Origin of the sequence: Solirhodobacter olei (assembly GCF_004010155.1) — a bacterium.
Lineage (GTDB): Bacteria > Pseudomonadota > Alphaproteobacteria > Rhodobacterales > Rhodobacteraceae > Solirhodobacter > Solirhodobacter olei.
Map to the genome: position 1 here is coordinate 117,183 of NZ_RRYH01000017.1, position 25,141 is coordinate 142,323.

General features: G+C 68.3%; 27 protein-coding genes. 16 read left to right on the plus strand and 11 right to left on the minus strand.

Annotation, left to right across the window (positions count from 1 at the left end; translation table 11 throughout):
• From EIP85_RS13330 to dgcN, 3 genes are all read right to left on the minus strand, one after another.
• A complete protein-coding gene (locus tag EIP85_RS13330) occupies nucleotides 1-723 on the minus strand; it encodes a hypothetical protein (RefSeq protein ID WP_127902680.1) in 723 nt (240 codons plus the stop codon).
• Nucleotides 724-760: 37 nt separating this feature from the next.
• The gene (dgcA, locus tag EIP85_RS13335) at nucleotides 761-1,723 is read right to left on the minus strand and encodes an N-acetyl-D-Glu racemase DgcA (protein ID WP_127902681.1); all 963 of its coding nucleotides are present in this window, start codon (nucleotides 1,721-1,723) and stop codon (nucleotides 761-763) included.
• Nucleotides 1,724-1,799: 76 nt separating this feature from the next.
• Nucleotides 1,800-2,801 carry an N-acetyltransferase DgcN gene (gene dgcN / locus EIP85_RS13340; RefSeq protein ID WP_127902682.1) on the minus strand — a complete coding sequence of 334 codons (1,002 nt, stop codon included), beginning with the start codon at nucleotides 2,799-2,801 and terminating at the stop codon, nucleotides 1,800-1,802.
• A gap of 349 nt (nucleotides 2,802-3,150) precedes the next feature.
• Here dgcN and EIP85_RS13345 point away from each other — a divergent pair, with 349 nt between their 5' ends.
• On the plus strand, nucleotides 3,151-4,110 hold the full coding sequence (locus tag EIP85_RS13345) for an L-malyl-CoA/beta-methylmalyl-CoA lyase (protein ID WP_127902683.1): 960 nt from the start codon (nucleotides 3,151-3,153) through the stop codon (nucleotides 4,108-4,110).
• 386 nt (nucleotides 4,111-4,496) lie between these two features.
• Complete coding sequence (locus EIP85_RS13350) at nucleotides 4,497-5,456, plus strand: acetyl-CoA carboxylase carboxyltransferase subunit alpha (protein ID WP_127902684.1); 960 nt, start codon at nucleotides 4,497-4,499, stop codon at nucleotides 5,454-5,456.
• A 30-nt stretch (nucleotides 5,457-5,486) separates the two neighbouring features.
• Here the strand turns inward: EIP85_RS13350 and EIP85_RS13355 are convergent, their stop codons facing one another.
• Nucleotides 5,487-6,092 (minus strand): pyridoxamine 5'-phosphate oxidase family protein, encoded by a 606-nt coding sequence (locus EIP85_RS13355; protein WP_127902685.1) that lies wholly within the window; start codon nucleotides 6,090-6,092, stop codon nucleotides 5,487-5,489.
• 225 nt (nucleotides 6,093-6,317) lie between these two features.
• Between EIP85_RS13355 and EIP85_RS13360 the strand changes: the two genes are divergently transcribed.
• On the plus strand, nucleotides 6,318-6,773 hold the full coding sequence (locus EIP85_RS13360) for a cupredoxin domain-containing protein (protein ID WP_127902686.1): 456 nt from the start codon (nucleotides 6,318-6,320) through the stop codon (nucleotides 6,771-6,773).
• A gap of 79 nt (nucleotides 6,774-6,852) precedes the next feature.
• Here the strand turns inward: EIP85_RS13360 and EIP85_RS13365 are convergent, their stop codons facing one another.
• Genes EIP85_RS13365 through EIP85_RS13375 form a run of 3 tightly spaced genes read right to left on the minus strand, consistent with a single transcriptional unit; the run spans nucleotide 6,853 to nucleotide 9,151 of the window.
• On the minus strand, nucleotides 6,853-7,581 hold the full coding sequence (locus tag EIP85_RS13365) for a lysophospholipid acyltransferase family protein (protein ID WP_127902687.1): 729 nt from the start codon (nucleotides 7,579-7,581) through the stop codon (nucleotides 6,853-6,855).
• A complete protein-coding gene (locus EIP85_RS13370) occupies nucleotides 7,581-8,483 on the minus strand; it encodes a cell division protein FtsX (RefSeq protein WP_127902688.1) in 903 nt (300 codons plus the stop codon). Before EIP85_RS13370 ends, EIP85_RS13365 begins: the two co-directional genes overlap by 1 nt.
• Nucleotides 8,480-9,151, minus strand: coding sequence for a cell division ATP-binding protein FtsE (locus EIP85_RS13375; RefSeq protein WP_127902689.1), 672 nt, complete (start codon nucleotides 9,149-9,151; stop codon nucleotides 8,480-8,482). Before EIP85_RS13375 ends, EIP85_RS13370 begins: the two co-directional genes overlap by 4 nt.
• A 175-nt stretch (nucleotides 9,152-9,326) precedes the next feature.
• Between EIP85_RS13375 and EIP85_RS13380 the strand changes: the two genes are divergently transcribed.
• Nucleotides 9,327-10,430, plus strand: a complete 1,104-nt coding sequence (locus EIP85_RS13380; protein ID WP_127902690.1) for a zinc-ribbon domain-containing protein — start codon at nucleotides 9,327-9,329, stop codon at nucleotides 10,428-10,430.
• Between the two features lie 40 nt (nucleotides 10,431-10,470).
• Here the strand turns inward: EIP85_RS13380 and EIP85_RS13385 are convergent, their stop codons facing one another.
• The 3 genes from EIP85_RS13385 to EIP85_RS13395 form a co-directional block, all read right to left on the minus strand.
• Nucleotides 10,471-13,032, minus strand: coding sequence for a TIGR02302 family protein (locus tag EIP85_RS13385; protein ID WP_127902691.1), 2,562 nt, complete (start codon nucleotides 13,030-13,032; stop codon nucleotides 10,471-10,473).
• Between the two features lie 30 nt (nucleotides 13,033-13,062).
• On the minus strand, nucleotides 13,063-14,328 hold the full coding sequence (gene lysA / locus EIP85_RS13390; protein WP_127902692.1) for a diaminopimelate decarboxylase: 1,266 nt from the start codon (nucleotides 14,326-14,328) through the stop codon (nucleotides 13,063-13,065).
• Nucleotides 14,329-14,551: 223 nt separating this feature from the next.
• Complete coding sequence (locus EIP85_RS13395) at nucleotides 14,552-16,066, minus strand: malonate--CoA ligase (protein WP_127902693.1); 1,515 nt, start codon at nucleotides 16,064-16,066, stop codon at nucleotides 14,552-14,554.
• 160 nt (nucleotides 16,067-16,226) lie between these two features.
• Here EIP85_RS13395 and EIP85_RS13400 point away from each other — a divergent pair, with 160 nt between their 5' ends.
• The 12 genes from EIP85_RS13400 to EIP85_RS13450 all read left to right on the plus strand — a co-directional run bounded on the left by EIP85_RS13400 (nucleotide 16,227) and on the right by EIP85_RS13450 (nucleotide 24,688).
• Nucleotides 16,227-17,024 carry a S49 family peptidase gene (locus tag EIP85_RS13400; protein WP_127902694.1) on the plus strand — a complete coding sequence of 266 codons (798 nt, stop codon included), beginning with the start codon at nucleotides 16,227-16,229 and terminating at the stop codon, nucleotides 17,022-17,024.
• A gap of 3 nt (nucleotides 17,025-17,027) precedes the next feature.
• Nucleotides 17,028-17,198 (plus strand): hypothetical protein, encoded by a 171-nt coding sequence (locus EIP85_RS22800; protein WP_164871730.1) that lies wholly within the window; start codon nucleotides 17,028-17,030, stop codon nucleotides 17,196-17,198.
• On the plus strand, nucleotides 17,195-17,992 hold the full coding sequence (locus EIP85_RS13405) for an SDR family oxidoreductase (protein ID WP_127902695.1): 798 nt from the start codon (nucleotides 17,195-17,197) through the stop codon (nucleotides 17,990-17,992). The genes EIP85_RS22800 and EIP85_RS13405 overlap by 4 nt, the downstream gene beginning before the upstream one ends.
• A gap of 302 nt (nucleotides 17,993-18,294) precedes the next feature.
• Nucleotides 18,295-20,169 carry an excinuclease ABC subunit UvrC gene (uvrC, locus tag EIP85_RS13410; RefSeq protein WP_127902696.1) on the plus strand — a complete coding sequence of 625 codons (1,875 nt, stop codon included), beginning with the start codon at nucleotides 18,295-18,297 and terminating at the stop codon, nucleotides 20,167-20,169.
• A gap of 104 nt (nucleotides 20,170-20,273) precedes the next feature.
• Nucleotides 20,274-21,416 carry an outer membrane protein assembly factor BamB family protein gene (locus EIP85_RS13415; protein WP_127902697.1) on the plus strand — a complete coding sequence of 381 codons (1,143 nt, stop codon included), beginning with the start codon at nucleotides 20,274-20,276 and terminating at the stop codon, nucleotides 21,414-21,416.
• Nucleotides 21,413-21,766 carry a hypothetical protein gene (locus EIP85_RS13420; RefSeq protein ID WP_127902698.1) on the plus strand — a complete coding sequence of 118 codons (354 nt, stop codon included), beginning with the start codon at nucleotides 21,413-21,415 and terminating at the stop codon, nucleotides 21,764-21,766. The genes EIP85_RS13415 and EIP85_RS13420 overlap by 4 nt, the downstream gene beginning before the upstream one ends.
• A 198-nt stretch (nucleotides 21,767-21,964) precedes the next feature.
• Nucleotides 21,965-22,360 (plus strand): hypothetical protein, encoded by a 396-nt coding sequence (locus EIP85_RS13425; protein ID WP_127902699.1) that lies wholly within the window; start codon nucleotides 21,965-21,967, stop codon nucleotides 22,358-22,360.
• 88 nt (nucleotides 22,361-22,448) lie between these two features.
• Nucleotides 22,449-23,054 (plus strand): CDP-diacylglycerol--glycerol-3-phosphate 3-phosphatidyltransferase, encoded by a 606-nt coding sequence (gene pgsA / locus EIP85_RS13430; protein WP_127902700.1) that lies wholly within the window; start codon nucleotides 22,449-22,451, stop codon nucleotides 23,052-23,054.
• Nucleotides 23,051-23,299 (plus strand): molybdopterin converting factor subunit 1, encoded by a 249-nt coding sequence (gene moaD, locus EIP85_RS13435; protein WP_127902701.1) that lies wholly within the window; start codon nucleotides 23,051-23,053, stop codon nucleotides 23,297-23,299. The genes pgsA and moaD overlap by 4 nt, the downstream gene beginning before the upstream one ends.
• A gap of 1 nt (nucleotide 23,300) precedes the next feature.
• On the plus strand, nucleotides 23,301-23,738 hold the full coding sequence (locus EIP85_RS13440; protein WP_127902702.1) for a molybdenum cofactor biosynthesis protein MoaE: 438 nt from the start codon (nucleotides 23,301-23,303) through the stop codon (nucleotides 23,736-23,738).
• An 82-nt stretch (nucleotides 23,739-23,820) separates the two neighbouring features.
• Nucleotides 23,821-24,159, plus strand: a complete 339-nt coding sequence (locus EIP85_RS13445) for a cupredoxin domain-containing protein (RefSeq protein ID WP_127902703.1) — start codon at nucleotides 23,821-23,823, stop codon at nucleotides 24,157-24,159.
• Between the two features lie 121 nt (nucleotides 24,160-24,280).
• Nucleotides 24,281-24,688 carry a c-type cytochrome gene (locus EIP85_RS13450; protein ID WP_127902704.1) on the plus strand — a complete coding sequence of 136 codons (408 nt, stop codon included), beginning with the start codon at nucleotides 24,281-24,283 and terminating at the stop codon, nucleotides 24,686-24,688.
• Between the two features lie 124 nt (nucleotides 24,689-24,812).
• On the opposite strand, the gene EIP85_RS13455 is transcribed toward EIP85_RS13450, so the two are convergent.
• Nucleotides 24,813-25,139, minus strand: coding sequence for a hypothetical protein (locus EIP85_RS13455; RefSeq protein ID WP_127902705.1), 327 nt, complete (start codon nucleotides 25,137-25,139; stop codon nucleotides 24,813-24,815).
• Between the last annotated feature and the right edge of the window lie 2 nt (nucleotides 25,140-25,141).

A 25,141-nucleotide genomic window follows, 5' to 3' on the forward strand; every position in this document is an offset into this window, starting at 1 on the left:
TCATCCTTCCTTTTCGCCCGGGCCCCCGGGGGTGTCGAAACAGATCGCGGCGCCTGTGGCGAGCGATTTCACGCAGGCTGCCTGCAGGACGCGGCAGCTATAGACCGCAAGCGGCTGCGCCTGCCAGAGGGATCCCGCGCGGGGCGCGAGATCGGCGAGCGCCGGGTCCTCGTGGGTCAGCCCGTCCGGGATGCCGAGCGCCTCGGCGATCCGCGCAAGTTCGGCTGCGAGGCGGGGGGCGGAACCGAGGGGCCAGTAGCTCTCCGTCCCCTTCGGCATCTTCACCGGCACCAGGGGCAGCGCGAAGTCGGCTGGGACATAGGCGCCCTCGCTGTCGGAATGGACGGTCAGATGCGCGAAGGGCGGCGGCTCGATGACGCGGCGGCGACCGAAGAGGATGCGCCGCTGCGGCCGTCGGGCGGCGAAGACATGCGGCAGGATGGCCTCGAAAAGCGCCGTCTCCGTGGGCGTGTCGCGCCCGTCGATGGGGCGGTCCCCGGGGATCGGGCGACCCTTCCAGATCAGCCCCGCGATCTCGCCCAGCGCATGGAGCGCCTCGGGGCCGGGCAGCGTGGCCTGCCAGCCTTGGCCTTCGGCCTCCGGCTCGCGGTGCCAGTCGAGCTTGGCCTCGTCGAGGGCCTGATTGATCCCGGCAAGCTCTTTCGCGAAACGGGCAGCCGCCGCGCCCTCGCGGGGCTGCCCTACGGTGACGAGAAGGCTCATCGGACGTTGGGCCGGGCGGAAGTGCAGCCGCCTGGGGTCACCCCCAGAGCTCCCGCTTCGGGGGGTGTACGCCGGCGCTGTCGTATTCCAGCGGGGTCGCGCGGTCCTCGGCCAGCAGGAGCGGCCCGTCGAGGTCGGTATACTCGGCGCCCTGCGCCGCCAGCACCGCCGGGGCCATGGCCAGCGAGGATCCGACCATGCAGCCGACCATCACGCCGTAGCCCTGGGCGCGGGCGAGATCGCGCAGCGCCAGAGCCTCGGTCAGCCCGCCGGTCTTGTCGAGCTTGATGTTCACCATGTCGTACTTGCCGGCGAGATCGGCCAGCGTCGCGCGGTCATGGCAGCTTTCGTCGGCACAGATCGGGACGGGGCGGGCGATCTCGGCCAGTGCCTCGTCGGCACCGGCGGGCAACGGCTGTTCGACCAGCGCCACGCCGAGGCGTTCCAGATGCGGGGCGAGATCTGCGTAGATGTCGGTCGTCCAGCCCTCGTTCGCGTCGACGATGATGCGCGCGCCCGGGGCGCCGGCGCGGACGGCGGCGAGGCGGGCGATGTCATCGGCGGTCCCGAGCTTGATCTTCAGAAGCGGGCGATGGGCGTTCTTCGCCGCCTCCGCGCGCATGTTGTCCGGATCGTCCAGCGACAGCGTGAAGGCGGTGATCTGCGGCTTCGGCGCGGGCAGCCCGGCGAGTTCCCACACCCGCTTGCCGGCGCGCTTCGCCTCCCAGTCCCACAGCGCGCAGTCGACGGCGTTGCGCGCGGCGCCGGGCGGCAGCGCCTCCTGCAGTTCCAGGCGCGAGATCCCCTCGGGCAGGCCCTCGATCTGGGCCGCGACCGAATCGAGGCTTTCGCCGTAGCGGGCGTAGGGCACGCACTCGCCCCGGCCGGTGATCCCGTCGCGGGCGATCTGGACGGTCAGCACCTTCGCCTCGGTCCGCGACCCGCGGGAGATGGTGAAGACCTGGGCCAGGCGGAAGGTGTCGCGGGTGACGGTGAGCATCGGCGCCTCCTCGGGCCTCACCGGGCCCGACGGCTGGCCTCGGCGGGGCCGAGGGCCGCGGGGCCCGGGAAAAGGGTCAGATTGCGGCCAGCGCGTCGACCAGCCTGCCGGCACCATGCCGGAACGGGTCGACGGCGGGAAGCCCCATCCGCGCCTCTGTCTCGGCAAGGTACGCCCGGGCGTCCTCCTCCGACAGGTGCTGGGTGTTGACCGAGATGCCGACCACCTGGCAGGCCGGGTTCGCCACGCGGGCGAGTTGCAGCGCCATGTCCCGCAGCGCCTCGAGCGAGGGCAGCTTGTAGCCCGGCAGGCCGCGCATATGGGCGCGCGTCGGCTCGTGGCACAGGATCAGCGCGTCGGGCTGCCCGCCATGGACCAGCGCCATGGTGACGCCGGAATAGGAGACATGAAACAGGCTGCCCTGGCCCTCGATCAGGTCCCAGTGGTCCGGGTCGTTGTCCGGCGTCAGGTATTCGATGGACCCGGCCATGAAATCGGCGATCACCGCGTCCAGCGGCACGCCGTCGCCGGTGATGAGGATGCCGGTCTGGCCGGTGGCGCGGAAGCTCGACTTCAAGCCGCGCTCGCGCATCTCCTTGTCCATCGCCAGCGCCGTATACATCTTGCCGACCGAGCAGTCGGTGCCCACGGCAAGGCAGCGCTTGCCCGTCCGCTTCACGCCATTGGCGATCGGGTATTTGACCGACGGCACCCGCACGTCATGCAAGGTGCGGCCGTGGGCCTTCGCGGTCTCGACCAGGTCAAGCTCGTCGCGCAGCAGGTTGTGCAGGCCCGAGGCGATGTCGAAGCCCTGTTCCAGCGCGGTGTGCAGCACGGCCTTCCAGCTGTCCGAGATCACGCCGCCGCGGTTGGCGACACCGATCACCAAGGTGCGGGCGCCGGCGGCATGGGCCTCTGCCAGATCCATGTCCGGCAGCTTCATGTCGGCCTTGCAGCCCGCCATGCGGTACTGCCCGGCGGCGTATTCCGGGCGCCAGTCGCGGATGCCCTGGGCGACCTTGGCGGCGAGTTGGTCGGGGGCGTCCCCGAGGAAGAGCAGGTAAGGGGTCTCGATCATGGCGCATCTCCGTCGTTCGGCGCAGGATGGGCGATCGCGCGACGAATGTCTTTGGAGAGTTCGCGCGTGCGGGAGGGACCAGGCGAAGATTGTTCGATGATTGGTCAGTATCGTCGAAGAATTATGCGAAGCAGGATCGGCAGGGCGGAGAGTTCGACCACAGGCCGGGTGAATCGCGCAAGGGATCTGCGATCGGTGGCATGTGCATGATGTTGCTTACGCGGGTGGGCGCTCGCTGTGACAGGCCGAAGGGGGGGTGACGCTGCGGTGCAGAAAAGGCTTGCGATCCACTGAGCAATTTAATAACCCAATTTCGACATCACACGACATATCGTTTCACGGAGACCGCATGTCCTTCCGCCCCCAGCCCGCGCCGCCCGACCGGCCGAACCGCTGCCAGCTCTTCGGCCCCGGCTCCCGCCCGGCGATCTTCGCGAAGATGGCGGCAAGCGCGGCCGATGTGGTGAACCTCGACCTCGAGGATTCCGTCGCCCCCGATGACAAGCCCGCCGCCCGCGCCAATGTCATCGCCGCCACGCGAGAGATCGATTGGGGCCGCATGTGCCTCTCCGTCCGGATCAATGGCCTCGACACCCCCTGGTGGTATCGTGACGTGGTCGACCTGCTCGAACAGGCCGGCGACCGCCTGGACCAGATCATGATCCCCAAGGTCGGCTGCGCAGCCGATGTCTATGCCGTCGACGCGCTGGTGACGGCGGTAGAGCGCGCCACGGGCCGGACCAGACCGATCGGCTTCGAGGTCATCATCGAATCGGCCGCCGGTATCGCCCATGTGGAGGAGATCGCCGCCGCCTCCCCCCGGCTGCGGGCCATGAGCCTCGGGGCGGCCGATTTCGCGGCCTCCATGGGAATGCAGACCACCGGCATCGGCGGCACGCAGGAAAACTACTACATGCTCCACGATGGCGCGAAGCACTGGGCCGACCCATGGCACTGGGCGCAGGCCGCCATTGTCGCCGCCTGCCGCACGCATGGCCTGCTGCCGGTCGACGGGCCATATGGCGACTTCTCCGATGACGAGGGGTTCCGGGCGCAGGCCCGCCGCTCCGCCACGCTGGGGATGGTGGGCAAATGGGCGATCCATCCCAAGCAGGTGGCGCTGGCGAATGAGGTCTTCTCCCCCTCCGCCGCCCAGCTCTCCGAGGCGCGGGAGATCCTCGCCGCGATGGAGGCCGCCAAGGCCCGGGGAGAAGGCGCGACGGTCTATAAGGGGCGGCTGGTCGACATTGCCTCGATCCGTCAGGCGGAGGTGATCCTGCGCCAGGCCGAGATGATCGGTGCCGCCTGAAGTCCCCCGGGGGCCGCAGATCCGGGGGAAAATCCGGTGCCGATTGCCGGTATGCCCAGCTCCACAAAGGGGTTCACGGCATGCTGCTCCAAAGTGTAACGTTTTGTTGACAGATCGCCCAAATCCCGTGCAACACTGCCGGGATGCTGCGCGAATGCGCCGCAGCAAGCGAATCCCCGTCCGGGTCGGAGAGGAGGCCGCCCGGACCGAGGGAGGAGGGCGCGCCCCGGGGTCGACCCGGGGCGTCGCTATGTCTGGCCCCCGGTTACACCGTTGATATCGCCGCCTGCGGCCCTGCCAGGTCGCGCGGCCGCGCGCTTGGCCGGGCCGAGTTGCAATCGCCGGCGCCTCCGGCCATATAGTGCCGACGCGATCGGGAGCCCCAGATGCATTATCTCGAATTCGAAAAGCCGCTCGCCGAGATCGAGGGCAAGGCGGAAGAGCTGCGCGCGCTCGCCCGCTCCAATTCCGAAATGGACGTGGAAAAGGAGGCCGCAGCCCTCGACCGCAAGGCGGACGGGTTGCTCAAGGACCTCTACAAGGGCCTGACACCCTGGCAAAAATGCCTTGTCGCCCGCCATCCCGACCGGCCGCATTGCAGCGACTACATCAATGCGCTGTTCACCGAATACACGCCGCTGGCCGGCGACCGGAACTTCGCCGACGATCACGCGGTGATGGGCGGCCTCGCGCGGTTCAACGACGCGCCGGTGGTCGTCATCGGCCATGAGAAGGGCAACGACACCAAGAGCCGGATCGAGCGCAACTTCGGCATGGCCCGGCCCGAGGGCTACCGAAAGGCGATCCGCCTTCTCGACCTCGCCCACCGCTTCCGGCTGCCGGTCGTCACCCTCGTCGACACCCCCGGCGCCTATCCCGGCAAGGGCGCGGAGGAACGCGGCCAGTCCGAGGCGATCGCCCGGGCCACGCTGAAATGCCTCGAGATCGGCGTGCCGCTGGTCTCCGTCGTCATCGGCGAGGGCGGATCGGGCGGCGCGGTGGCTTTCGCCACGGCGAACCGTATCGCGATGCTGGAGCATTCGATCTATTCGGTGATCTCGCCGGAAGGCTGCGCGTCGATCCTGTGGAAGGACGCCAACAAGATGCAGGAGGCGGCCGAGGCCCTGCGGCTGACCGCGCAGGACCTGCAGCAGCTCGGCGTCATCGACCGCGTGGTGAAAGAACCGCTCGGTGGCGCCCAGCGCAAGCCGAAGGACGCGATCGAGGCCGTGGGCACCGCCATCGGCGCCATGCTGAAGGAGCTCGGCTCCAAGAAGCCCGAAGCGCTGATCCGCGACCGGCGGCAGAAGTTCCTCGACATGGGAGCCAAGGGCCTCGCCGCCTGACGGTTGCGCATGGCTGGACGGCGCGCGCGCTCACCACAAGGAGCGCGCCGCCCGGCCCGGCCATTCCGCGTCATAGGCGGCGCCGTCGAAACGCCCCTCGGTCATCTCCCGCAGCAGGTCGCCCATCGAGGGCAGTCCCGTGCTCTCGTCCCCCGCCGTCCAGAACCGCGCCCGCATCAGGGCGCGGGCGCATTGCGCGTAGATCTCGGCGATCTCGATCACCGCGACGGTGCGCGGCAGCTTGCCCGCGCGCGCGAAGCTTTCCCGAAGCGCGGCATCGGCGGTCAGCCGGGCGCGGCCGTTGACGCGGATGACGTTGTTCGACCCGGGCACGAAGAACATCAGCGACACGCGCGGATCGCGCAGGATGTTGCGCAGGCTGTCGATTCGCTGGTTTCCCTGCCAGTCCGGCAGCGCCAGCGTTCCGGGGTCGAGCTCGCGCACCACCGGACCATCGTCGCCGCGCGGGCTCGCATCCGTCCCTTCCGGCCCGACGGTCGAAAGGATGCAGAACCGGGACCGCGCGATCCAGTCGCGGTAAAGCGGCGTCATCCGCCGCGCGACCTTGGCCAGCGCGGCCTCGCCCGGCGTGCCGTAAAGCGTTTCAAGCGCTTCCACCGTTTCGATATATTCCATTCCCTCTCCCCTGCCCCGGCCCGGTTTTCACCCTGACCTCCGTATCCGCCCTGGGAAATCGACCACACAAAAACGTTATTTTGCGTGATCATATCGCGAGCGGGACTTTGACCTATCGCAACGTTTGGCCGCCGAGGCGGGCGTATTCCGATCCGCGAAGCAGGAACATGCTTCGCATCTCAAGCGCCTCCCGAACGGGATGCGACGGAACTCAGGAGACCTGACATGATCAAGACCGCTCTCAATGCCGCTTTTGCGGCAGGCTTTGCTGCGACCCTCGCCCTGACGGCCGGCGTCGTTCCCGCCAACGCCCAAACCGCGACGGCGACCAAAACCATCTACGTCTACGCCGACCAGGCGGGCCTGATGGGCACCGACAAGAAGCACCACGACGCCTTCTTCCCGGCCGACTTCGTGCTGAAGGCTGGCCAGAAGGTGACGCTCGTCTTCGTCAACTACGACGACGCGCCGCACAGCTTCACCGCGCCGGGCCTGCATCTGAACGTCGTGATCAAGGCCGGCCATGACAAGACCGGCAGCGATGGCGTCACCCCGACGACAACCACCTTCACCTTCACCCCGGCCGCGGCGGGCGAGTTCAAGTGGCACTGCGTGATGCCCTGCGACACCTACTCGATGAACCGCCAGGGCTACATGGCCGGTTACGTCAAGGTGATCTGAGACGGTTCTATCCGCCAGCGAGGGGCGCGGCGTTCCTGGGGTCGCGCCCCCTCCATGACCGGCAGGCCCGCGCGGGCGTTCAGACGGTGAACCCTGCCTCTGCCATCAGCCGGTTCGACGCCCCTTCCACCACCTCTTCCAGCTTCGCCATGAAGGGTTCCACCGCCATTCCGGGTGGGATCTCGGGCAGGAATTCGACCACGGCGAGGCCGGGTTTGCGGTAGATGCCGTGGCGCGGCCAGAAGACGCCCACGTTGGTCGCGGCCGGCACGCAGGGCTGTCCGAGCTGGTCGTAAAGAAGCCCGGTGCCGACCTTGTAGCCGAGCTTGGCGCCCGGGGCGACACGGGTGCCCTGGGGGTAGATGATAAGCTGCCCGGCCTCGTCCCGGCCCCTGGCCACCCCGTTCATCATCTGCGCGATGGCCGCGCCGCGGCGTCCGCGGTCGACCGGCACGCAGCCGATGCGCAGCGCGTACCAGCCCAGGATCGGGGCGCGGATCAGCTCTCGCTTCATGATGAACTTCGGGCGGGGCGCGACCGAGCAGATCATGATGATGTCCAGAAAGCTCTGGTGCTTGGAGGCGATGAGCGCCTCGCCCGTGGGCACCGTGCCACGGATCTCGGTCCTCAGCCCCACCATCCAGCGCGCGGTCCAGCGCACCCAGCGGCAATAGGTGTGGACACCCGCAAAGGCGCCGCGGCGGTCGGCGATGGCCCAGGGGGTGAAGAACACCGCCATCAGCACCATCATTGCGTACATCTGCACGATGAACAGCAGCGACATCACCCAGCGCAGCGGGTTCCCCATCAGCTCAGCCCCCGCAGCGTGGCGAAGGCGGCAGAGCGGGTCGCCCCGAAGGCCACGATGGCGGCCAGCGGCGGGATCACCAGCGGCCAGAGCCAGCCGAACCCCTGGAAGCCGAGCCCGGTCAGGAACCCCCCGGCCGCGCTGGCGGCGGGCAGAAGCGCGATGGCGCCGGTGCCGGCAAGCGTGCCGATCAGCGCGCCGGCGAGCGCGCGCAGCGTGAAGCGGCGGATGAAGGCACGGGCGATATAGACGTCCCGCGCGCCGATCAAGCGCAGGACGGCGATCACCTGGTCATTGGCAGCCAGCGCCGCATTGGCGGCAAGCGTGATCATCGCCGCCGTCGCCCCCGCGATCAGCAGGATGCAGACCAGCCCGAGCAGCCGCAGCCGGTCTGCCGCCGCGACCAGCGGCGCGCGCCAGCGGGTGTGATCGTCCAGCACCGCGCCCGGCACGGCGCCCGCCAGCCGGTTCTTCAGCCCGTCGGCGTCGAAGCCGCTGTCGGCCACCCTCAGGTCGATCAGCCGCGGCACCGGCAGCGCGTCAAGCGGCAGGTCGGGGCCAAACCAGGGCTCCAGCAGCTTCTTCTGCTCGGCATCGGTCAGCGGCCGGGCGGAGGTGACGCCGGGCGTCTGCTTCAGGATCTCCATCACCTTGGCGACCTGGGTCTTCATCTGCCCGGCCGGGGCCGCGACACGGATCGTCGCGGTATCGGCCAGCGCGGCCGACCAGCGGTGGGCCAGCCGCCCCGAGGCCAGCGACAGCGCCAGCGCGAAAACGGCGAGAAAGGCCATGGCGGCAGAGGTGAAGCTGGTCAGGCGGACGGTAAATCCCGAGGGCGGCACGATCCGGTCTGCGCCGCTGTCGCCGCGCAGAAGCTCGCCCACTGCCCGGAACGGCCTCACAGCTCGCTCCCCGCAAGCTGCACGCGGCGGTCGCGGATGCGCAGCACCCGGGCCGAGACCTGCGACTTGGCGCTGCGGATCAGGTTCATGTCATGCGTGGCGATCAGCACGGTCTTGCCCATCTTGTTCAGCTCCGTCAGCAGCGTCAGCAGCCTCAGCGACATTTCCCAGTCGAGGTTGCCGGTCGGCTCGTCGGCAAGGATCACGTCGGGCGACATGATCACCGCGCGGGCCAGCGCCGCCCTCTGACGCTCGCCGCCCGAAAGCGAGGGCGGCAGGTGATCGGCAAGCGGCTTCAGCCCGACCCAGCCCATCAACTCGGCCATATCGGCCTGGGGCACCTCGCGGCCGGTGGCCGTCAGCGGCAGGGCGATGTTCTCTGCCAGCGGCAGATGGTCCAGGAAACGGCAGTCCTGATGCACCATGCCGATGCGCTGGCGCACCTTCGCCACCTCATCGCGCGTGAGCTTGGCCACGTCCGCCCCGTCCACCGTCACTCGCCCGGCAGTCGGGTGAAGCTCGCCGTAGCAGAGCTTCAGAAAGGTCGATTTGCCCGCGCCGGACGGCCCGGTGAGAAAGTGGAATGAGCCCGGCGGCAGCCTCAGGCTGATGTCCGTCAGAAGCTCGCCGCCGCCGTAGTTGTAGGCGACATGCTGGAATTCGATCACGCGCCCCTCCGATTCCGTCGCGGGTGTTTTGCCCGAGCGGGCGACGGGTTGCAATTGCCGGAAGGTCACGCAGCCCGCTTTTGGTCTTCAAATGCTTGGAGTTGCTCGCCCGGCTTGCTACAACATGGGGAACGGCAGATGGGGTTAATGGTGCTCTGCCGGAAGCGAGGGCTTGATGCGCATCACGTGTCCCAATTGCGACGCGCAGTACGAGGTGGACGAGCGGGCGATCCCGGACGGTGGCCGTGACGTGCAGTGCTCGAACTGCGGTCATGCCTGGTTCCAACTGCCACCGCATCTCGAACATGCGTCGGACGAAGAGGCGGAGGGCCTCCCGAACCCGGCCGCGGCCGGTGCCGAAGGCATCGCCAAGGCGACGGAGGAGGCCGGACCCGGCAGCGCCTACGACGAGGATTACGACGAGGGTTACGAGGACGAACCCTTCGGAGAGGCCGCGCCCAGCGAGGCCCAGCCCACCCCCGCGCCGCCCGCCAGGGCGCCCGAGGCTCCCCCGGCCACGATCATCACCCATTCCGGCCCGCGCCCGCCGCCCATTCTCGAGGACGAGGACGAAGACGACGATTTCGAGGATCTGATCTCGCCCCGGCTGACCCCCGCACCGCAGCGCCGGGCGCTGGACGAAAACATCCAGGCCGTGCTGCGCGAAGAGGCCGAGCGCGAGCGCACCGCCCGCGCCGCCGAGGGTGGCACGCCGGCGGCCCCGCCCTCGGCCGCTCCATCCCCGGTCTCCCCGATTTCCGTCTCGCCATCCCGCCCGTCCTGGATGGATGAAGACGAGGACAAGGAAGACGAACCCGTCATCCCCACCACCCGCCGCACGCTGACCCCCGCGGCCGACGAGGCTGACGAGGCCGCCGAAGAGGCCCAGGCCGAAGGCGAGGAGACGCACGCGGACGCGGACGGGGATGCAGAGGCCGATCAAGGCCACGCCGCCGCCGGCGCGCGGCGCGACCTTCTGCCGGACATCGAGCAGATCAACTCCACCCTCACCGCGGCCGGCAGCGTCCACGGTGCGGCGGCGGTGGCCGTCGCCCCGCCGCCGGCGCAGCGCGACGGCATGCGGGGCTTCCGCGTCGGTTTCCGGCTGGTTCTGCTGATCGTGGTGCTGGGGCTGATCGCCTATGTCCTCGCCCCTGCGATCGCGGCACGGGTGCCGGCGGCAGGCCCCTATCTCAACGGTTACGTCGGCCTGATCGACAGCGGGCGCCTCTGGCTGAACCGGCAGCTGCTCTCCGCCGTGGCGCAGATGAACCACTGAACCGCCGCGCCGCCTCTCCGGGCGCGCGCGGGGCCGGGGCTCAGAACAGGTTCAGCAGCCGCTTGATGTAATCGCGTTCGAAGCTAGGCCGCGACGTGTCGCCGGACCGCTTGCGCAGCTCGTCCAGAAGCTGGCGGGCGCGGCGGTAGACATCCTCGCCCAGAAGCATGTTCCGGCTGGTGCCCAGCGCGCCGTTCTCGCCGACCTGGCGGCCCAGCGGGTCCGACATCTGCCCGTTCTGCCCGCCCGGCTGCGGCTGCTGGCCGTTCTGCGCGGTGGAGCGGCCCTTGTCGCCGCCCCGCATCGCCTGGTCCATGGAATGGAGCCCCTGGCGCAGCGCGTCCATCGCCTGCGCCTGCTGGTCCAGCGCCCGGGCGTTGTCGCCCTGGCGCAGGGCCTGCTCGGCCTGGCTCATCGCCCGCCCGGCGCGGCCCAGCGCGTCCCGCGCATCCTTGCCGGCCTGCGTGCCGTCACCGGGCAGAATGCCCTGCGCCTGGCGCTGCAGCTCGCGCTGAAGCTGGCCCTGCCGGTCGGCGAGGCTCTGGCCGCCCTGGCCCTGCTGCCCCTGCCCGGGCTGCTGGCCCTGTTGCTGCCCCTGCTGCTGCCCCTGGCCCTGACCCTGCTGGCCCTGGGTCTGGCCGGGTTCGCCAAAGCCCTGCTGGCCCTGCTTCTCGAACCGGCGCTGCAGGTCCTGAAAGGTGTTGTCGGACAGCTGCTGCTGCTGGCGCAACGTATCCGTCAGCCCCTTCATCGCCTTGCCGCCGGGGATCTGCATACCGCCCTGGCCCTGCGCCACCTGCATGTTCTCGGTCAGCTGGCGCAGCCGGTCGAGAAGCTGCTGCGCCTCGGCCATCTTGCCCTGCTCCATCAGCTGCTGCAGCCGGTCGAGAAGCTGCTGCATCTGGTCGCCGGTGATCATCTGGCCCTGCTGGTTCTGCGCGGTCTGCCGGTCCTGGCCGTTCTGCTGCTGCTCGGCCAGCCGGGCGACGTAGTTCTGCAGCGCCTGGTTCAGGTCCTGCATCAGCTTGGCGATCTCGTCCTTGCTCGCGCCCCGGCGGATCGCCTGCGACAGCCGGTCCTGCGCCTGGTGCAGCCGGTCAAGCGCATCCGAAAGCGTGCCCTTCTCCAGCTCCACCGCGACCTGCCACAGCGCCTCTGCCACGTCGTCGCGCGCCTTCGCGGTCAGCCCCGTCTTTATCCCCGCCTCAAGCCGTTTCATGGTGACGCGGAGCAGAAGATAGGCCTTCTCGTTCTTGATGAAGCCCTCCGGCTTCCACGTGACCGCGCGCAGGATCTCGTCCGCGCGCTCGGCATTGGCCTTGGACCAGAGGAGGTCCCGCCGCATCTCGATCACAGCGGCCGCAAGCGGGTCGAAGAAGCGCCGGCCCGGCAGGACCGTCTCCATCACCTTCGACTGGCCCACCTGCCCCGCGTCATCCTTCACCGAAAGCGTGATCTTCACCGGCAGGTTGGCCCAGGCGCTCTTCTGCAGGTCGTCGACCAGAAGCCCTTGGAAATCGCTGCGCTTGCCGGTGACGGGCATCGGCAGGTCAAGCACGATCGGCTTTCTCGGCTCCGGCGCGGTGGCAAGGCCGTAGCGGCGATCCACCTTGGCAAGGTCGAGCGTGATCGTCGCCGTGCCGCTTCGCACGCCGTAATCGTCCTTCGCATGGAAGGCGAGCTGCATCTCGCCGCTTGCCTTGCGCTCCGGCGGGCGCAGGATGGCGACCTGCGGCGGGGTGTCGGGCACCAGATGGATCTGCCACGACCGCCCGCCTGCCCCGTCGATCGAAAGCGTGCCGGAGCGGGTGACATCGAAGGCCTGATCCGCGGCCGAGGCGCTACCAGCCTCTCCGGTGCGGCCAGAGACTGTCTCCGCCACCGTCAGCGCGCCGACCTTGCCATAGAGCCTGAGCGTGATCTTCGATCCCTGCGGCACGTCGAGGGTCTTGGCCTGGATATCGTTGAGGTAGAGCGTGGGCTTGCCGGTATAGGTGGGCGGCTGCACCCAGCCCTCCCACGACGGGCCGGCCGCCAGCGCGGCGCCCGCGCCCGGCAGCGGGCCGGTGCTGCCGATCCGCCAGATCGATCCGAAGCCGACTGCGAGCAGGAACACGAGAAGCGCCATGTAGCGCAGGGCGAACGGGTCCTGCCGGGAAAGCCGCAGGTCCGGCAGGACAGCGCGCGCGCCCGCGGCCCGCGCCGCCATCCGCGCCAGATGCGCCTGCCAGACGCCGGTGGACCCTTCGTCGCCCGCACCGATCGCCTGGGTGTCGCGCAGCGTGGCCAGGGGACGGCCCGGAAGCGTGGCGTCGAGCCGGTCGAGCGCCTCTTCCCGCGACGGCCAGCGGAAGCGGCGGATCCCGGACCACAGGCCCCACAGGAGCCCGGCGAGGATCAGCATCAGCCCGGTCCAGGCCACTTCCAGCGGCAGCGCATCCTGCAGGTCGAAGGCGTCAATGGCGATGGCGGCGAGCAGGATCGACCAGACCGGCCAGAAGCTCCGCGTGATCCGTTCCGCGATCAGCCCCAGCCGAGTCAGCCGCAGCGGCCAGCCCAGCCCTGCGAGCGTATCCTCCACCAACGGGGGTCGCTCACTCATCGCGCCTTTCCGGCCGGGCCAGCGCCGGCCCTAAAGCCAATCCGGGATCACATCGCGGTTCAACATCTCGATATAGGACGGTCTAGCACGAATTACAGCCGCGTGATCGCCCTTCACCAGCACTTCCGGCACCAATGGGCGGGAATTGTACTCCGACGCCATGACCGCGCCATAGGCCCCGGCCGACCGGAACGCGACGAGATCGCCCGCGGCCAGCGGCGGCAGCGGGCGGGCGCGGGCGAAGGTGTCGCCGGTCTCGCAGACCGGGCCCACCACGTCATAGGGCAGCATCTCGACCCCGGCTTCTGGCTCCACCACCGGCACGATGTCGTGGTGGGCGTCGTACATCGAGGGGCGGACAAGATCGTTCATCGCCGCGTCGAGGATCAGGAAGTCCCTTTCCTCCCCGGATTTCACGTAGATGACGGAACTGACCAGAAGGCCGGCATTTCCGGCGATCAGGCGGCCCGGCTCGATCTCCACCTCGCAGCCGAGATCGCCGACCGTGCGCTTGATGACGGCGCCGTATTCGGCCGGAAGCGGCGGCGCCTCGTTGCCGCGGGTATAGGGGATGCCCAGCCCGCCGCCGAGGTCCAGCCGGCGGATGTCATGGCCCTCGGCGCGCAGCTGACGGGTCAGATCGGCGACGCGCAGGAAGGCCTGCTCGTAGGGGTCGAGGTCGGTGATCTGCGATCCGATGTGAACGTCGATCCCCACCACCTCGATCCCCGGCAGGCGGGCGGCCTGGGCGTAGACCTCCGACGCGCGTGTGATCGGGATCCCGAACTTGTTTTCCTTCTTGCCGGTCGCGATCTTGGCATGCGTCTTGGCGTCGACGTCGGGGTTCACCCGCACGGTGATCGGGGCGGTGACGCCCATAGCGCTCGCCACCTCGCTCAGCGCCAGAAGCTCCGGCTCGCTTTCCACGTTGAACTGCCGGATGCCGCCTTCCAGCGCGGTGCGCATCTCGCCCCGGGTCTTGCCAACGCCGGAGAAGACGATCCGCTCGCCCGGAACGCCCGCGGCCCGGGCGCGCAGGTATTCCCCTTCCGAGACCACGTCCATCCCCGCGCCGAGATCGCCAAGGAGCTTGAGAACGGCCGTGTTCGACAGCGCCTTGATGGCGAAGCAGACGAGATGCGGTAGCGGGCTCAGCGCCTCGGTGAAGACGCGGTAATGCCGCTCCAGCGTCGCCGCGGAGTAAAGGTAGAACGGCGTGCCCACGCTGGCCGCGATCTCGGCCACCGGCACATCCTCGGCATGGAGCGCACCGCCCCTGTAAAGAAAATGATCCATGAATCCGGCTCATACCAGAAGCCGGAGGCTTTTCAATCGCGTTGGGGGGCGCGGGCACAGGGGCGCGGCCGTCCCGGCGCGTCGGCCCGGACCGTAGCAGCGGGCCCTGACCCTCCCTGGCACTCGGCGGGCCCTTAACGGCCCCCTTCCCCACCGTCCCGGAATAAGGTGCTTTAACGGTGCGAAATCGGTGCGGAAACGGTGCCATGTTGGCACCGGCCCCTCACTTCGCGAAGCGGCCCTTGAACTGGTCGCGAAGAAGGTTCTTCTGGACCTTCCCCATGGTGTTCCTTGGCAGCTCCGCCACCACGGCCAAGCCCTTGGGCTGCTTGAATTTTGCCAGCCGCCCGGCCAGCCCCGCCATGATCGCCTGCGGATCCGGCGTCTCCCCCGCACGTGCCACCAGCACGCCGAAAACGGCCTCGCCGAAGTCCGGATGCGGCACGCCGATCACCGCCGATTCCAGCACCCCCTCCTGCTCGTCCAGGATCAGCTCGATCTCCTTGGGATAGACGTTGTAACCCCCTGTAATAATAAGGTCTTTCGCCCGCCCGACGATGCTTACATAACCCTCGGCATCGATGACGCCGATGTCCCCGGTGATGAAGAACCCGTCCTCGCGCAACTCCTCCCGCGTCTTCTCCGGCATCTGCCAGTAGCCCTTGAAGACGTTCGGCCCCCGCACCTCGATCATGCCCGCCTCGCCCCGCGGCAGGGTCTCGCCGGTCGACGGATCGACGATCTTCAGTTCCACCCCCGGCAGCGGGAAACCAACGGTCCCCGCCCGCCGCTCGCCCTCATAGGGGTTGGAGGTGTTCATGTTGGTCTCGGTCATGCCGTAGCGCTCGAGGATTCGGTGCCCCGTCCGCCCCTCGAACTCGACATGCGTCTCGGCCAGCAGAGGCGCCGAGCCGGAGGTGAAAAGCCTCATGTGTTCAACCAGTTGCCGGTCGAACCGCGGGTCGTCCAGAAGCCGCGTGTAGAAGGTCGGCACGCCCATCATGCTGGTCGCCTGCGGCAGCAGCCGGATCACCTCGTCCCGGTCGAACCCCGGCAGGAAGATCATCGCGCCACCGGTCAGGCACACCACGTTGCAGGCCACGAACAGCCCGTGCGTGTGAAAGATCGGCAGCGCGTGCAGCAGCACGTCCGCGTCCGTGAAGCGCCATTCCTGCGCCAGAACCTCTGCATTCGACAGCAGGTTCGAATGCGTCAGCATCGCCCCCTTGGACCGCCCCGTCGTGCCAGAGGTATAGAGGAAGGCTGCCAGATCATCGCCGCTCCGCGCGACTGGCTCGAAATGGTCGCTGAACCCAGCGGCGCCCTCCGGAAAACTCCCCGAGCCATCGGCGCTCAGCACTTGCAGCCCAGCCCCGGCGGACTTGGCCACGGGCGCCAGCGCCGCTTCCTTCGCGCCATCGCACAGGAACAGCTTTGGCGTCGCATTGCCAAGGAAATAAGAGACTTCCTCGGCCGTGTAAGCCGTGTTCAGCGGAAGGAAGATCCCGCCCGCCGCCACCGTCGCGGCATAGACGGCCAGCGCCTCGGGCGATTTCGCCACCTGCACCGCGACCCGGTCCCCGGGGGCCACGCCCGCCGCGACCAGCGCATGCGAGAAGCGCGCCACCATCGCCGAGAACGCCCCGGCGCTGATCTCGCGCCCGTCCGGCAGCACCAGAAGGCGCCTGTCGCTACCCTCCATCGGCGCGAACAAGGCATCGTAAAGCACGTTGGCCATCTGGTCCTCCCCTTCCCCTGTGGCGATGTTCTGGCACGCGCCGCGCGCGCGCTCAAGCCGCCCGCCCGCGCAACGCCGCGCGCGGACGGGCTAGACTGCCTTCGCCCGGCGCCTGCGGCTTCCGCTTGTTCCGCGGCAAGCCAGGCTCTACATCGGATCCATGACCATGCCGATCCCCTTCCTATCGCGGCCGCCCCGCGTCGCGGTGATCCGCCTCGCCGGCGTCATCGCCGCCAGCCGCCGCGGCGCCAGCCTCAGCGACGCCGCCCTCGCCCCGGTGATCGAGCGCGCGTTCCGCAAAGGCAAGCCCTCCGCCGTGGCGCTGGCCATCAACTCGCCCGGCGGGGCGCCGGTTCAGACCGCGCTGATCGCCGGCCGCATCCGACGGCTCGCGGCGGAGAAGTCGATCCCGGTCCATGCCTTCGTCGAGGATGTCGCGGCCTCCGGCGGCTACTGGCTTGCCACCGCCGCCGATCACATCTGGCTCGACGAAAGCTCCGTCGTCGGATCCATCGGCGTGATTTCGGCAAGCTTCGGCTTCTCGGACCTGCTGACGCGCCACGGGGTGGAGCGGCGCGTCCATACCGCCGGCAAGTCGAAAAGCTTCCTCGACCCGTTCCAGCCGGAAAAGCCGGAGGACGTGGCCCGCCTCAAGGCCCTGCAGGAGCCGATCCACCAGAGCTTCATCGCCCAGGTGAAGACCCGCCGCGCCGGGCGTCTGGCCGACGAGGACCTCTTCACAGGCGATGTCTGGGTCGGGCGGCAAGCGGTGGAAAAGGGCCTTGCCGACGGCATCGCCCATCTCGTGCCGAAGCTTAAGGAACTTTATGGGGAGAAGGTCCGCATGGCCCATTACGGCCAACGCCGCGGCCTCCTGCGCCGGTTCACGGCCGAGGTAATTGGCGACGCGCTCGCCGGGGTCGAGGACAGGGCGCTCTGGGCGCGCTACGGGCTCTGAGCGATGGTAAAGATCGTCAGCCTCTTCCTCATCGTCATCCTGGCGCTCGCGATGTTCGGCCGGCTCCGCGTCGGCGGGCCGAGAAAGCCGCGCGGCGCGGCGGGCAAATGCCCCAAATGCGGGCGCTACAAGATCGGTCGCGGCCCCTGCCCCTGCGGCGGGGGCAAGGCATGAGCGCCGCTCCCGCCGGACGTGCCCTGATTACCGGCGCGGGCCGAAGGCTCGGCCGGGCGATGGCGCTTCACATGGCGCGGCGCGGCTATGACGTGGCCGTCCATTACTCCGGCTCCGAGACCGCGGCGGAGGAGGTCGTAGCCGAGATCCGCGCCCTTGGCCGCGAGGCCGCGGCGCTTCAGGCAGACCTGGTGGTCGAGGCCGAGATGCAGGCGCTGCTGCCGCGCGCGACGGAAGCGCTCGGCGGGCCGCTGACGCTTCTCGTCAACAACGCCTCGATCTTCGAATACGACAGCCTGTCCAGCGCCACCCGGGAAAGCTGGGACAGGCACATGGAATCGAACCTGCGCGCGCCCTTCGTGCTGATCCAGGCCTTCGCCGCCCAGGCGCCGGAGCCGGAGATGGACGCGAACGGCGAGCCACGCGCCCGCGCCGCAGTGGTCAACATGCTCGACCAGCGGGTGCAGAAACTGACGCCGGAGTTCATGACCTACACGCTGGCCAAGATGGGCCTCTGGGCGCTGACCCGGACGGCGGCCCAGGCGCTCGCCCCCCGCGTGCGCGTCAACGCCATAGGCCCGGGGCCGACGCTGCGCGGCGCGCGGCAGAGCGAACAGCACTTCGCCCGGCAGCGCGCCGCGACCGTCCTCAAGCGCGGCTCCAACCCCGAGGATATCTGCGCGGCACTCGGCTATCTGGTTGATGCGGCCTCTGTCACCGGGCAGTTGATCTGCACCGATGGCGGTCAGCATCTGGCCTGGCAAACCCCTGATATACTTGGCTTGGAACCCTAGGTTGCGGCATCCGGTGCCGCCATGGGGCCTTGACTTGTCCACTTGGGCCAGAACCTTCACCGAACTGTTACGATTCTCCTAAGAGATTCAGTTGCTTGCCCATGACCCGAATTTATCTGCAGTAAAATCAATGCCTTACATGTTCGATTAAAATTTAGGCAAAGCAACGAACCGAACGATAATTCAGGGATATTTCGGGCTGACGAAAAGTTTCCACCAGACTTGTCCACAGAAAACGGGGACAGGTTTTTCCTTGCCCTCACACCGATAAGATTGCAGCCGATGGGAATCAGGCAGGCACGATGACCGAGACGCAGCCCAAGGCCGAAACCGCCCCTACGGGCCATGCAGTGATCCAGTCCTACCTCAGGACGCTGGACGCCTCGCCCGGCGTCTACCGGATGCTGAACGAGCGCAACGAAGTTCTCTACGTCGGCAAGGCGCGCAACCTGAAGGCGCGGGTCTCGAGCTACGCGCGGCCCGCCGGACATTCCGCCCGCATCGCCCGGATGATCCGCGAGACCGCCTCGATGATGTTCCTGACCACGCGGACGGAGGCCGAGGCGCTTCTGCTTGAACAGAACCTCATCAAGCAGCTGAAGCCGCGCTACAACGTGCTTCTGAGGGACGACAAGAGCTTCCCCAACATCCTGATCTCGCGCGAACACCGCTTCCCGCAGATCAAGAAGCACCGCGGAAAGCGCAGCGAGAAGGGCAGCTACTACGGCCCCTTCGCCTCCGCCGGCGCGGTGAACCGGACGCTGAACCAGCTGCAGCGGGTGTTTCTGCTCCGGAACTGCTCGGACGCGATGTTCGAAAGCCGCACGCGGCCGTGCCTTCTCTACCAGATCAAGCGCTGCTCGGCCCCGTGCGTCGGCAAGATCTCAGAGGCAGACTACGACGCGCTGATCGACGATGCGCAGCGCTTCCTCGAAGGCAAATCCACCACCGTCCAGGCGCATCTGGCGGCGGAGATGGAGAAGGCCTCGGCAGAGCTGGAGTTCGAGCGTGCAGCGGCGCTGCGCGACCGGATCAAGGCGCTGACCCAGGTGCAGAGCGCGCAGGGGATCAACCCGCAGGGCGTCTCGGAAGCCGATGTGATCGCCATCCACCTGGAGGGCGGCCAGGCCTGCGTGCAGGTCTTCTTCATCCGTGCCAACCAGTCCTGGGGCAACCGCGACTTCTACCCCAAGACCGGCGCCGGCGCCGAGGAGGCAGAGATCCTCGAAGCCTTCCTTGCCCAGTTCTACGACGACAAGGTGCCCCCGAAGCTGGTCCTTCTCTCCCACCCGATCGAGGACGAGGACCTGACCGTCCAGCTTCTGTCCGATCGCGCCGGCCGCAAGGTGGAACTTGCCGTGCCTCAGCGCGGCGAGAAGGCAGAGCTGGTAGAGAACGCCGCACGCAACGCCCGAGAAAGCCTTGCCCGGAAGATGGCCGAGAGCGCGAGCCAAGCGCGGCTTCTCTCCGGTCTCGCCGAGGCCTTCGATCTGCCCGCGCCGCCGAAGCGGATCGAGGTCTACGACAACTCTCACATCATGGGGACGAATGCGGTCGGCGGCATGATCGTCGCGGGGCCCGAGGGGTTCCTGAAAAGCCAGTACCGCAAGTTCAACATCAAGGGGACGGAGATCACCCCGGGTGACGACTTCGGCATGATGAAGGAGGTCCTCACACGCCGGTTCCAGCGCCTGATCAAGGAAGACCCGGACCGCGAGTCCGAGGCCTGGCCGGATCTCCTGCTGATCGACGGCGGTGCGGGCCAGGTCTCCGCAGTGCACGAGATCCTCGGCGAGCTGGGCGTGGCCGACGTGGCGATGATCGGCGTCGCCAAGGGGATCGACCGCGACGCGGGCAAGGAGGAATTCCATCGCATCGGGCGTCGCCCCTTCGCGCTGCGCCACAACGACCCGGTGCTCTACTTCGTCCAGCGCCTGCGCGACGAGGCCCACCGCTGGGCCATCGGCGCCCATCGCCAGAAGCGCGCGAAGGCCGTGGGCGCCACGCCGCTCGACGACATCCCCGGTGTCGGCGCCACCCGCAAGCGGGCGCTTCTGGCGCATTTCGGATCGGCCAAGGCGGTGTCGCGCGCGGGCGTGGAGGACCTGAAGGCGGTCGACGGGATCTCGGCCGCGATGGCGCAGACCGTCTATGACTTCTTCCACGAACGGAGCTGACGGTTACGTCAGTATCTTCAATCTGTTGGGATAGTCGCCGGGAGCTCTGGCGCGGCTCCTCGGGCTCCCCTACCGTGGCTGACACCTTGCGTAGGGGAGATCGCGTGAGACGCCCAACTACTGCCGCCTTTGCCGCCCTGGCCCTCTGCGCCATGGCGCCCGCCGCGGCCTTTGCCGATACCGCCGGTGCATCCGGTGCGTCAGGTGCCTCAGGTGCCGCTGCAACTGCGCCGCTGGTCGTCGCCTCAGCCCAGGTCCCGGCACCGGCAACGGCCTCGTCGGCACCCGCCCTCGCCCTGCCCTCTCTGCCGGCCCTGCCGCCCACAACGCTCGACAAGCGCGCGGCGGCGACGCCGCATGACGCGGCGGCCCTCGGCGGCTACGACGTTCTGATCGCCGACCGCGGCAACGAGCGGCTGCTGCTCGTCAGCCCCCAGAAGCAGATTCTCTGGGAATACCACTTCCACGGCGTTCCCGGCGGCCAGGGGGCGGATGACGCCTTCTTCGCCGACAATGGCAAGACCATCATCACCAACCTCGAACATGGCCAGGTGATCGAGAAGATCGACATCGCCAGCGGCAAGCCCGTCTGGTCCTATGGCGACCTCGGCCATCAAGGCTGGCGGCACGGTCAGCTCGACTACCCGGACGACGCCTACCAGCTGCCCAACGGCAACATCATCACCGCCGACATCCGCAACTGCCGCATCATCGAGATCACGCCGGACAAGCATATCATACGCCAGGCCGGGCGCACCCGGGACTGCTCCGGCGGACCCGGCACGCTGGCCTCCCCTAATGGCGACAGGCCGCTGCCGGACGGGCACGTTTTGGTCAGCGAGATCCAGGGCCACAAGCTGATGGAGCTCAACGCCGCCTGGAAGCCGGTGGTCCAGTTCACCCTGCCGATCAGCTATCCCTCCGACCCGCAGCCGACCATCGACGGGCATATCATCGTCGCGGGCTATACCCGGCCGGGGCGGATCATCGAGGTCGACCGCCAGGGCCACGTGCTGTGGGACTACCACCCCCGCCAAGGCGGCGGGCTCGACCGGCCTTCGCTGGCCGAGGAACTGCCGAACGGCAACGTCATCGCCACGGACGACCTCAACCAGAGGATCGTCGTGATCGACAAGAAGACCGACCGCATCCTGTGGCAATACGGCGTGAAGGGCGTGCGCGGCAGCAAGCCGGGCTACCTGCACATCCCCGACGGCCTCGACATCATTCCGGAGGTGACCCAGTGAAACGCACGCTCCTGACGCTCATCGCCCTCGCCGCCGCCATGCCGGCGCTGGCCCTGCCACTCCATCGCGTCGGCACGGTGACCTGGCATCCCACCCGCTACAGCGGGAAGGTGGTTCGGATGGAGGGCTATCTGCTGCGCCGCGAGAAGGGGTATATCCTCTTCTCCGACGAGCCGGGCGGCAGTGTCTCATCGCATGACCTGCCCGTCATCGGCACGGGGATCGAGACGATCCGGCCGAAGCGGAAATACATCCTCACCGGGCTGTTCGTGAAAGGCGGGCTGCGCGCCGCCAATCACAATCCCTATCACCTGAAGCTGACGGCGCCGCCCCACCGCGTCGGGTCGTAAGGCCCGTCATGGGGCCTGCGCCCGTCTCGTCGGATCGGCTAAGCACATGGAATCACAGTCCTGCGAAGATCGCGCAGGCCTACTGGCGAGGCCGCGGCTCCGCGCATAATCTGCCGCTGCTTCCGCCCGGCTGCCCGCGCCGTTCCGGCCCCTTCCGCCCTCGGAACCCCGCGGACCGGGCGCAGATCGGAGGTTCAGATGTCCCGTTCCCACAGCACCGCGCTGCCTGCCGCCCTGGCCTGCGCCTTCTGCCTTGCCGCGCCCGCCGCGATGGCCTCCACCGCCTCGGCGCACCGGCCGATCGACCTTCCCATAAAGTCGATCGTCCACGACCCGGCGCATTACCTTGGCGATACGCTGGTAACACAGGGCTATGTCATCGACCGCTTCGGCAACACCGCGCAGATGGGCGGCACCAACCAGGGCATCACTGCCACCGACACGCTTGTCGTGCATGGCAGGGGCGCGCAGCACCTCAACTACTTCGACCGCTTCCGCCTCGAGGGCGTGCTCGAGCATTCTGCGAGCACCCATTCCAACGGCAGCCATTACGAGTTGCAGCTGACCCATCCCCCGGTACCTATCCGGCCGTGACAGGGTCGCCCCCGCCGGCACCCGCCCGTGCCGCCCTGCGGCTGTTTCGGACGTTCCCAGCGGCCCGCGAATGGGCTAGGTATCCGGCATGAGATGGACGATCCCGAATACGCTGACGGTCCTGCGCCTGTTCGCCGCTCCCGGCGTGCCGGTGATGTTTCTCTATTTCACCCGGCCCTATGCCGACTGGTTCGCGCTCGGCCTCTTCGTCGTCGCCTCGGTGACGGACTGGATCGACGGCTACCTTGCCCGCCGCTGGGGACAGGAATCGAAGTTCGGCGCCATGCTGGACCCGATCGCCGACAAGGCGATGGTGGTGATCGCCCTCGTGGTGCTCACCGGCTATTCCGGCATGAACCCGTGGCTGATCCTGCCCGCGACGGTGATCCTCTTCCGCGAAGTGTTCGTCTCGGGCCTGCGCGAGTTCCTCGGTGACAAATCGGCCTATCTCAAGGTCACCAAGATCGCCAAGTGGAAGACCACGCTTCAGATGCTCGCCATCGCCACGCTTTTCCTCGGCACCGGCCTGTCCTATGTCGAGGACGAGGGGCTGGCAATCAAGCACTGGTCGGCCAGCTCCGCCACCCAGGTCGGCCTGGTGCTGATCTGGATCGCGGCGGCCCTGACGCTGGTCACCGGCATCGACTATTTCGTCAAGGCCCTGCCGCATCTGAAGAGCGAGGTGAAGTCATGATCGACGTTCTCTACTTCGCCTGGGTCCGCGAGCGCATCGGCCTGCCGAAGGAACGGCTTGACACCGGCGCGACCACAGTCGCGGCCCTTGTGGAAGAACTGCGCGCCCGCGAGGACCGCTATGCCGCCGCCTTCGAGGATCTGGCGAGCCTGCGGGTGGCGCTGGACCAGGAGCTCTCCGATTTCGACGCGCCCCTCGCCGGGGTGCGGGAGGTCGCCTTCTTCCCGCCGATGACCGGGGGCTGAGATGGCGGTCCGGGTCCAGTCCGAAAGCTTCGATCCGGGTGCGGAGCTGGAACGCTTCGGCACCGGGCCGGACGTGGGCGCCGTCGTCACCTTTACGGGCGTCGTGCGCGACGACAGCGGCAAGCTGAGCCGCATGGAGATCGAGCACTACCCCGGTATGACCGAACGCGCCCTCGCCGCGATCGAGGCGGAGGCGACCGCGCGCTGGCAGCTGACCGGCAGCCTGATCATCCACCGCTACGGCGCGCTCGCGCCCGGCGAGCGAATCATGATGGTCGCCACCGCCGCCCGCCACCGGGCGGAGGCCTTCGCGGCGGCGGAGTTTCTGATGGATTACCTGAAATCGCGCGCCCCCTTCTGGAAGAAGGAGATCGGGGCGGACGGGACCTCCTGGGTCGCGGCGAAGGACGCGGACGAGGCCGCGCTCACCCGCTGGTGATCCGGCCCTTCCCTTTACGCGTTCCAGGCGATCGGATAGGTCCGGCACCGGCGCGAGCCAACGCGCCGACAGGAGACGCCCAATGACCAACTACCTGCGGGCCGCCGCATCGGCCCTCTTTCTGTCCGCCGCCTTCGCCCTTCCCGCGCTGCCCGCGCTTGCTGAGTCCCCGCTGACCGTCACGCTGAAAGACGGCCACGCCGCACCGGCCGAGGTGCATGTCGCGGCCGGCAAGATCTTCACCCTGACCGTGGTGAACAAGGGCAAGAGCACGGCCGAGTTCGACAGCCCGCGGCTGCAGCTCGTAAAGGCCATACCGCCGGCCCACAAGCTGGTTCTGAAGATGGCGCTGCCGGCAGGGCGCTATGGCTTCCTCGACACCCGTCACAAGACCGCCAAGGGCGAGATCGTAGCGAAGTAGCGCCGCGACATCGGCCTTACGCCACGATTCCCTTTCCTGATCTGAGTCAATGCCCTTTCCGCGCGACCGGCAGAGGTTGGTTGCGCCCGCCACCCCGGCGGACCGAAAGGAGATCTAAGTCATGCATTCAAGACAGAGAGACCTCCGGCCCGCGCGCGCTCTGCCCGTGCTGGCCATCCTTGCGCTCTGCGCATCGACCCTCGCACCCGCCCCCGCCCGCGCGGCGAGCAACGTGGACGCGGGCAAGCGGCTGTTCATGGGCCATTGCGCCGTCTGCCACAAGCGCGACGCCTCCGGTGGGATCAAGCTGGGCGACACCGAGTCCGCCGACCTGCAGTCGCCGGGGCTGGAGAAGATGTACCACAACGACGACACGCTGATGCGCCGGGCGATCATGGACGGCAAGGACGAGGAAGGTGGCAACCTCGACACGATCATGCCGCGCTGGGGTCACGTTGCAAACCGTCTGACCGTCGCGCAGGTCAATGACATCATCGCCTTCCTGAAAACGCAGAAGACCAAGAACTGACGGTGCGGCGCTTTCCCGCCCGGGGACCGGCGCACTGGAAGTCGGCGGGGTCGGGTGGGGAAAGGGACGATAGCGGCAGGCCTCCCGGGCGTGGGACGCCGGGGGGCCGACCGGACCGGGGATCTCAGCCCTGGTTCATTCGCTCGATATAGGCGCGCATCTCCTCGGCCTCGCGGCGCGCGTCGCGCAATCCGTCCATCGCGGCGCGCAACTCCGCCTCGGTCTGGCTGAGCTGGTTGGTCAGCTCCGCCTCGCGGCTCTGGATATAGAGGACGGCCTGGTCGCGCTCCTCCTCTGCCTCGTGCAGCGACCGCGCCATCTGGTCAAGCTCGCCCATGTCGGCCTGGCTGACCCGGGTGAAGCGGTGCAGCAGCCAATAAGCGAACCAGCCCAGCGCGAAGGCGATGAACAGGAGCGTGGCCGTGACGACGATGAATTCGGTTCTGTCCATGG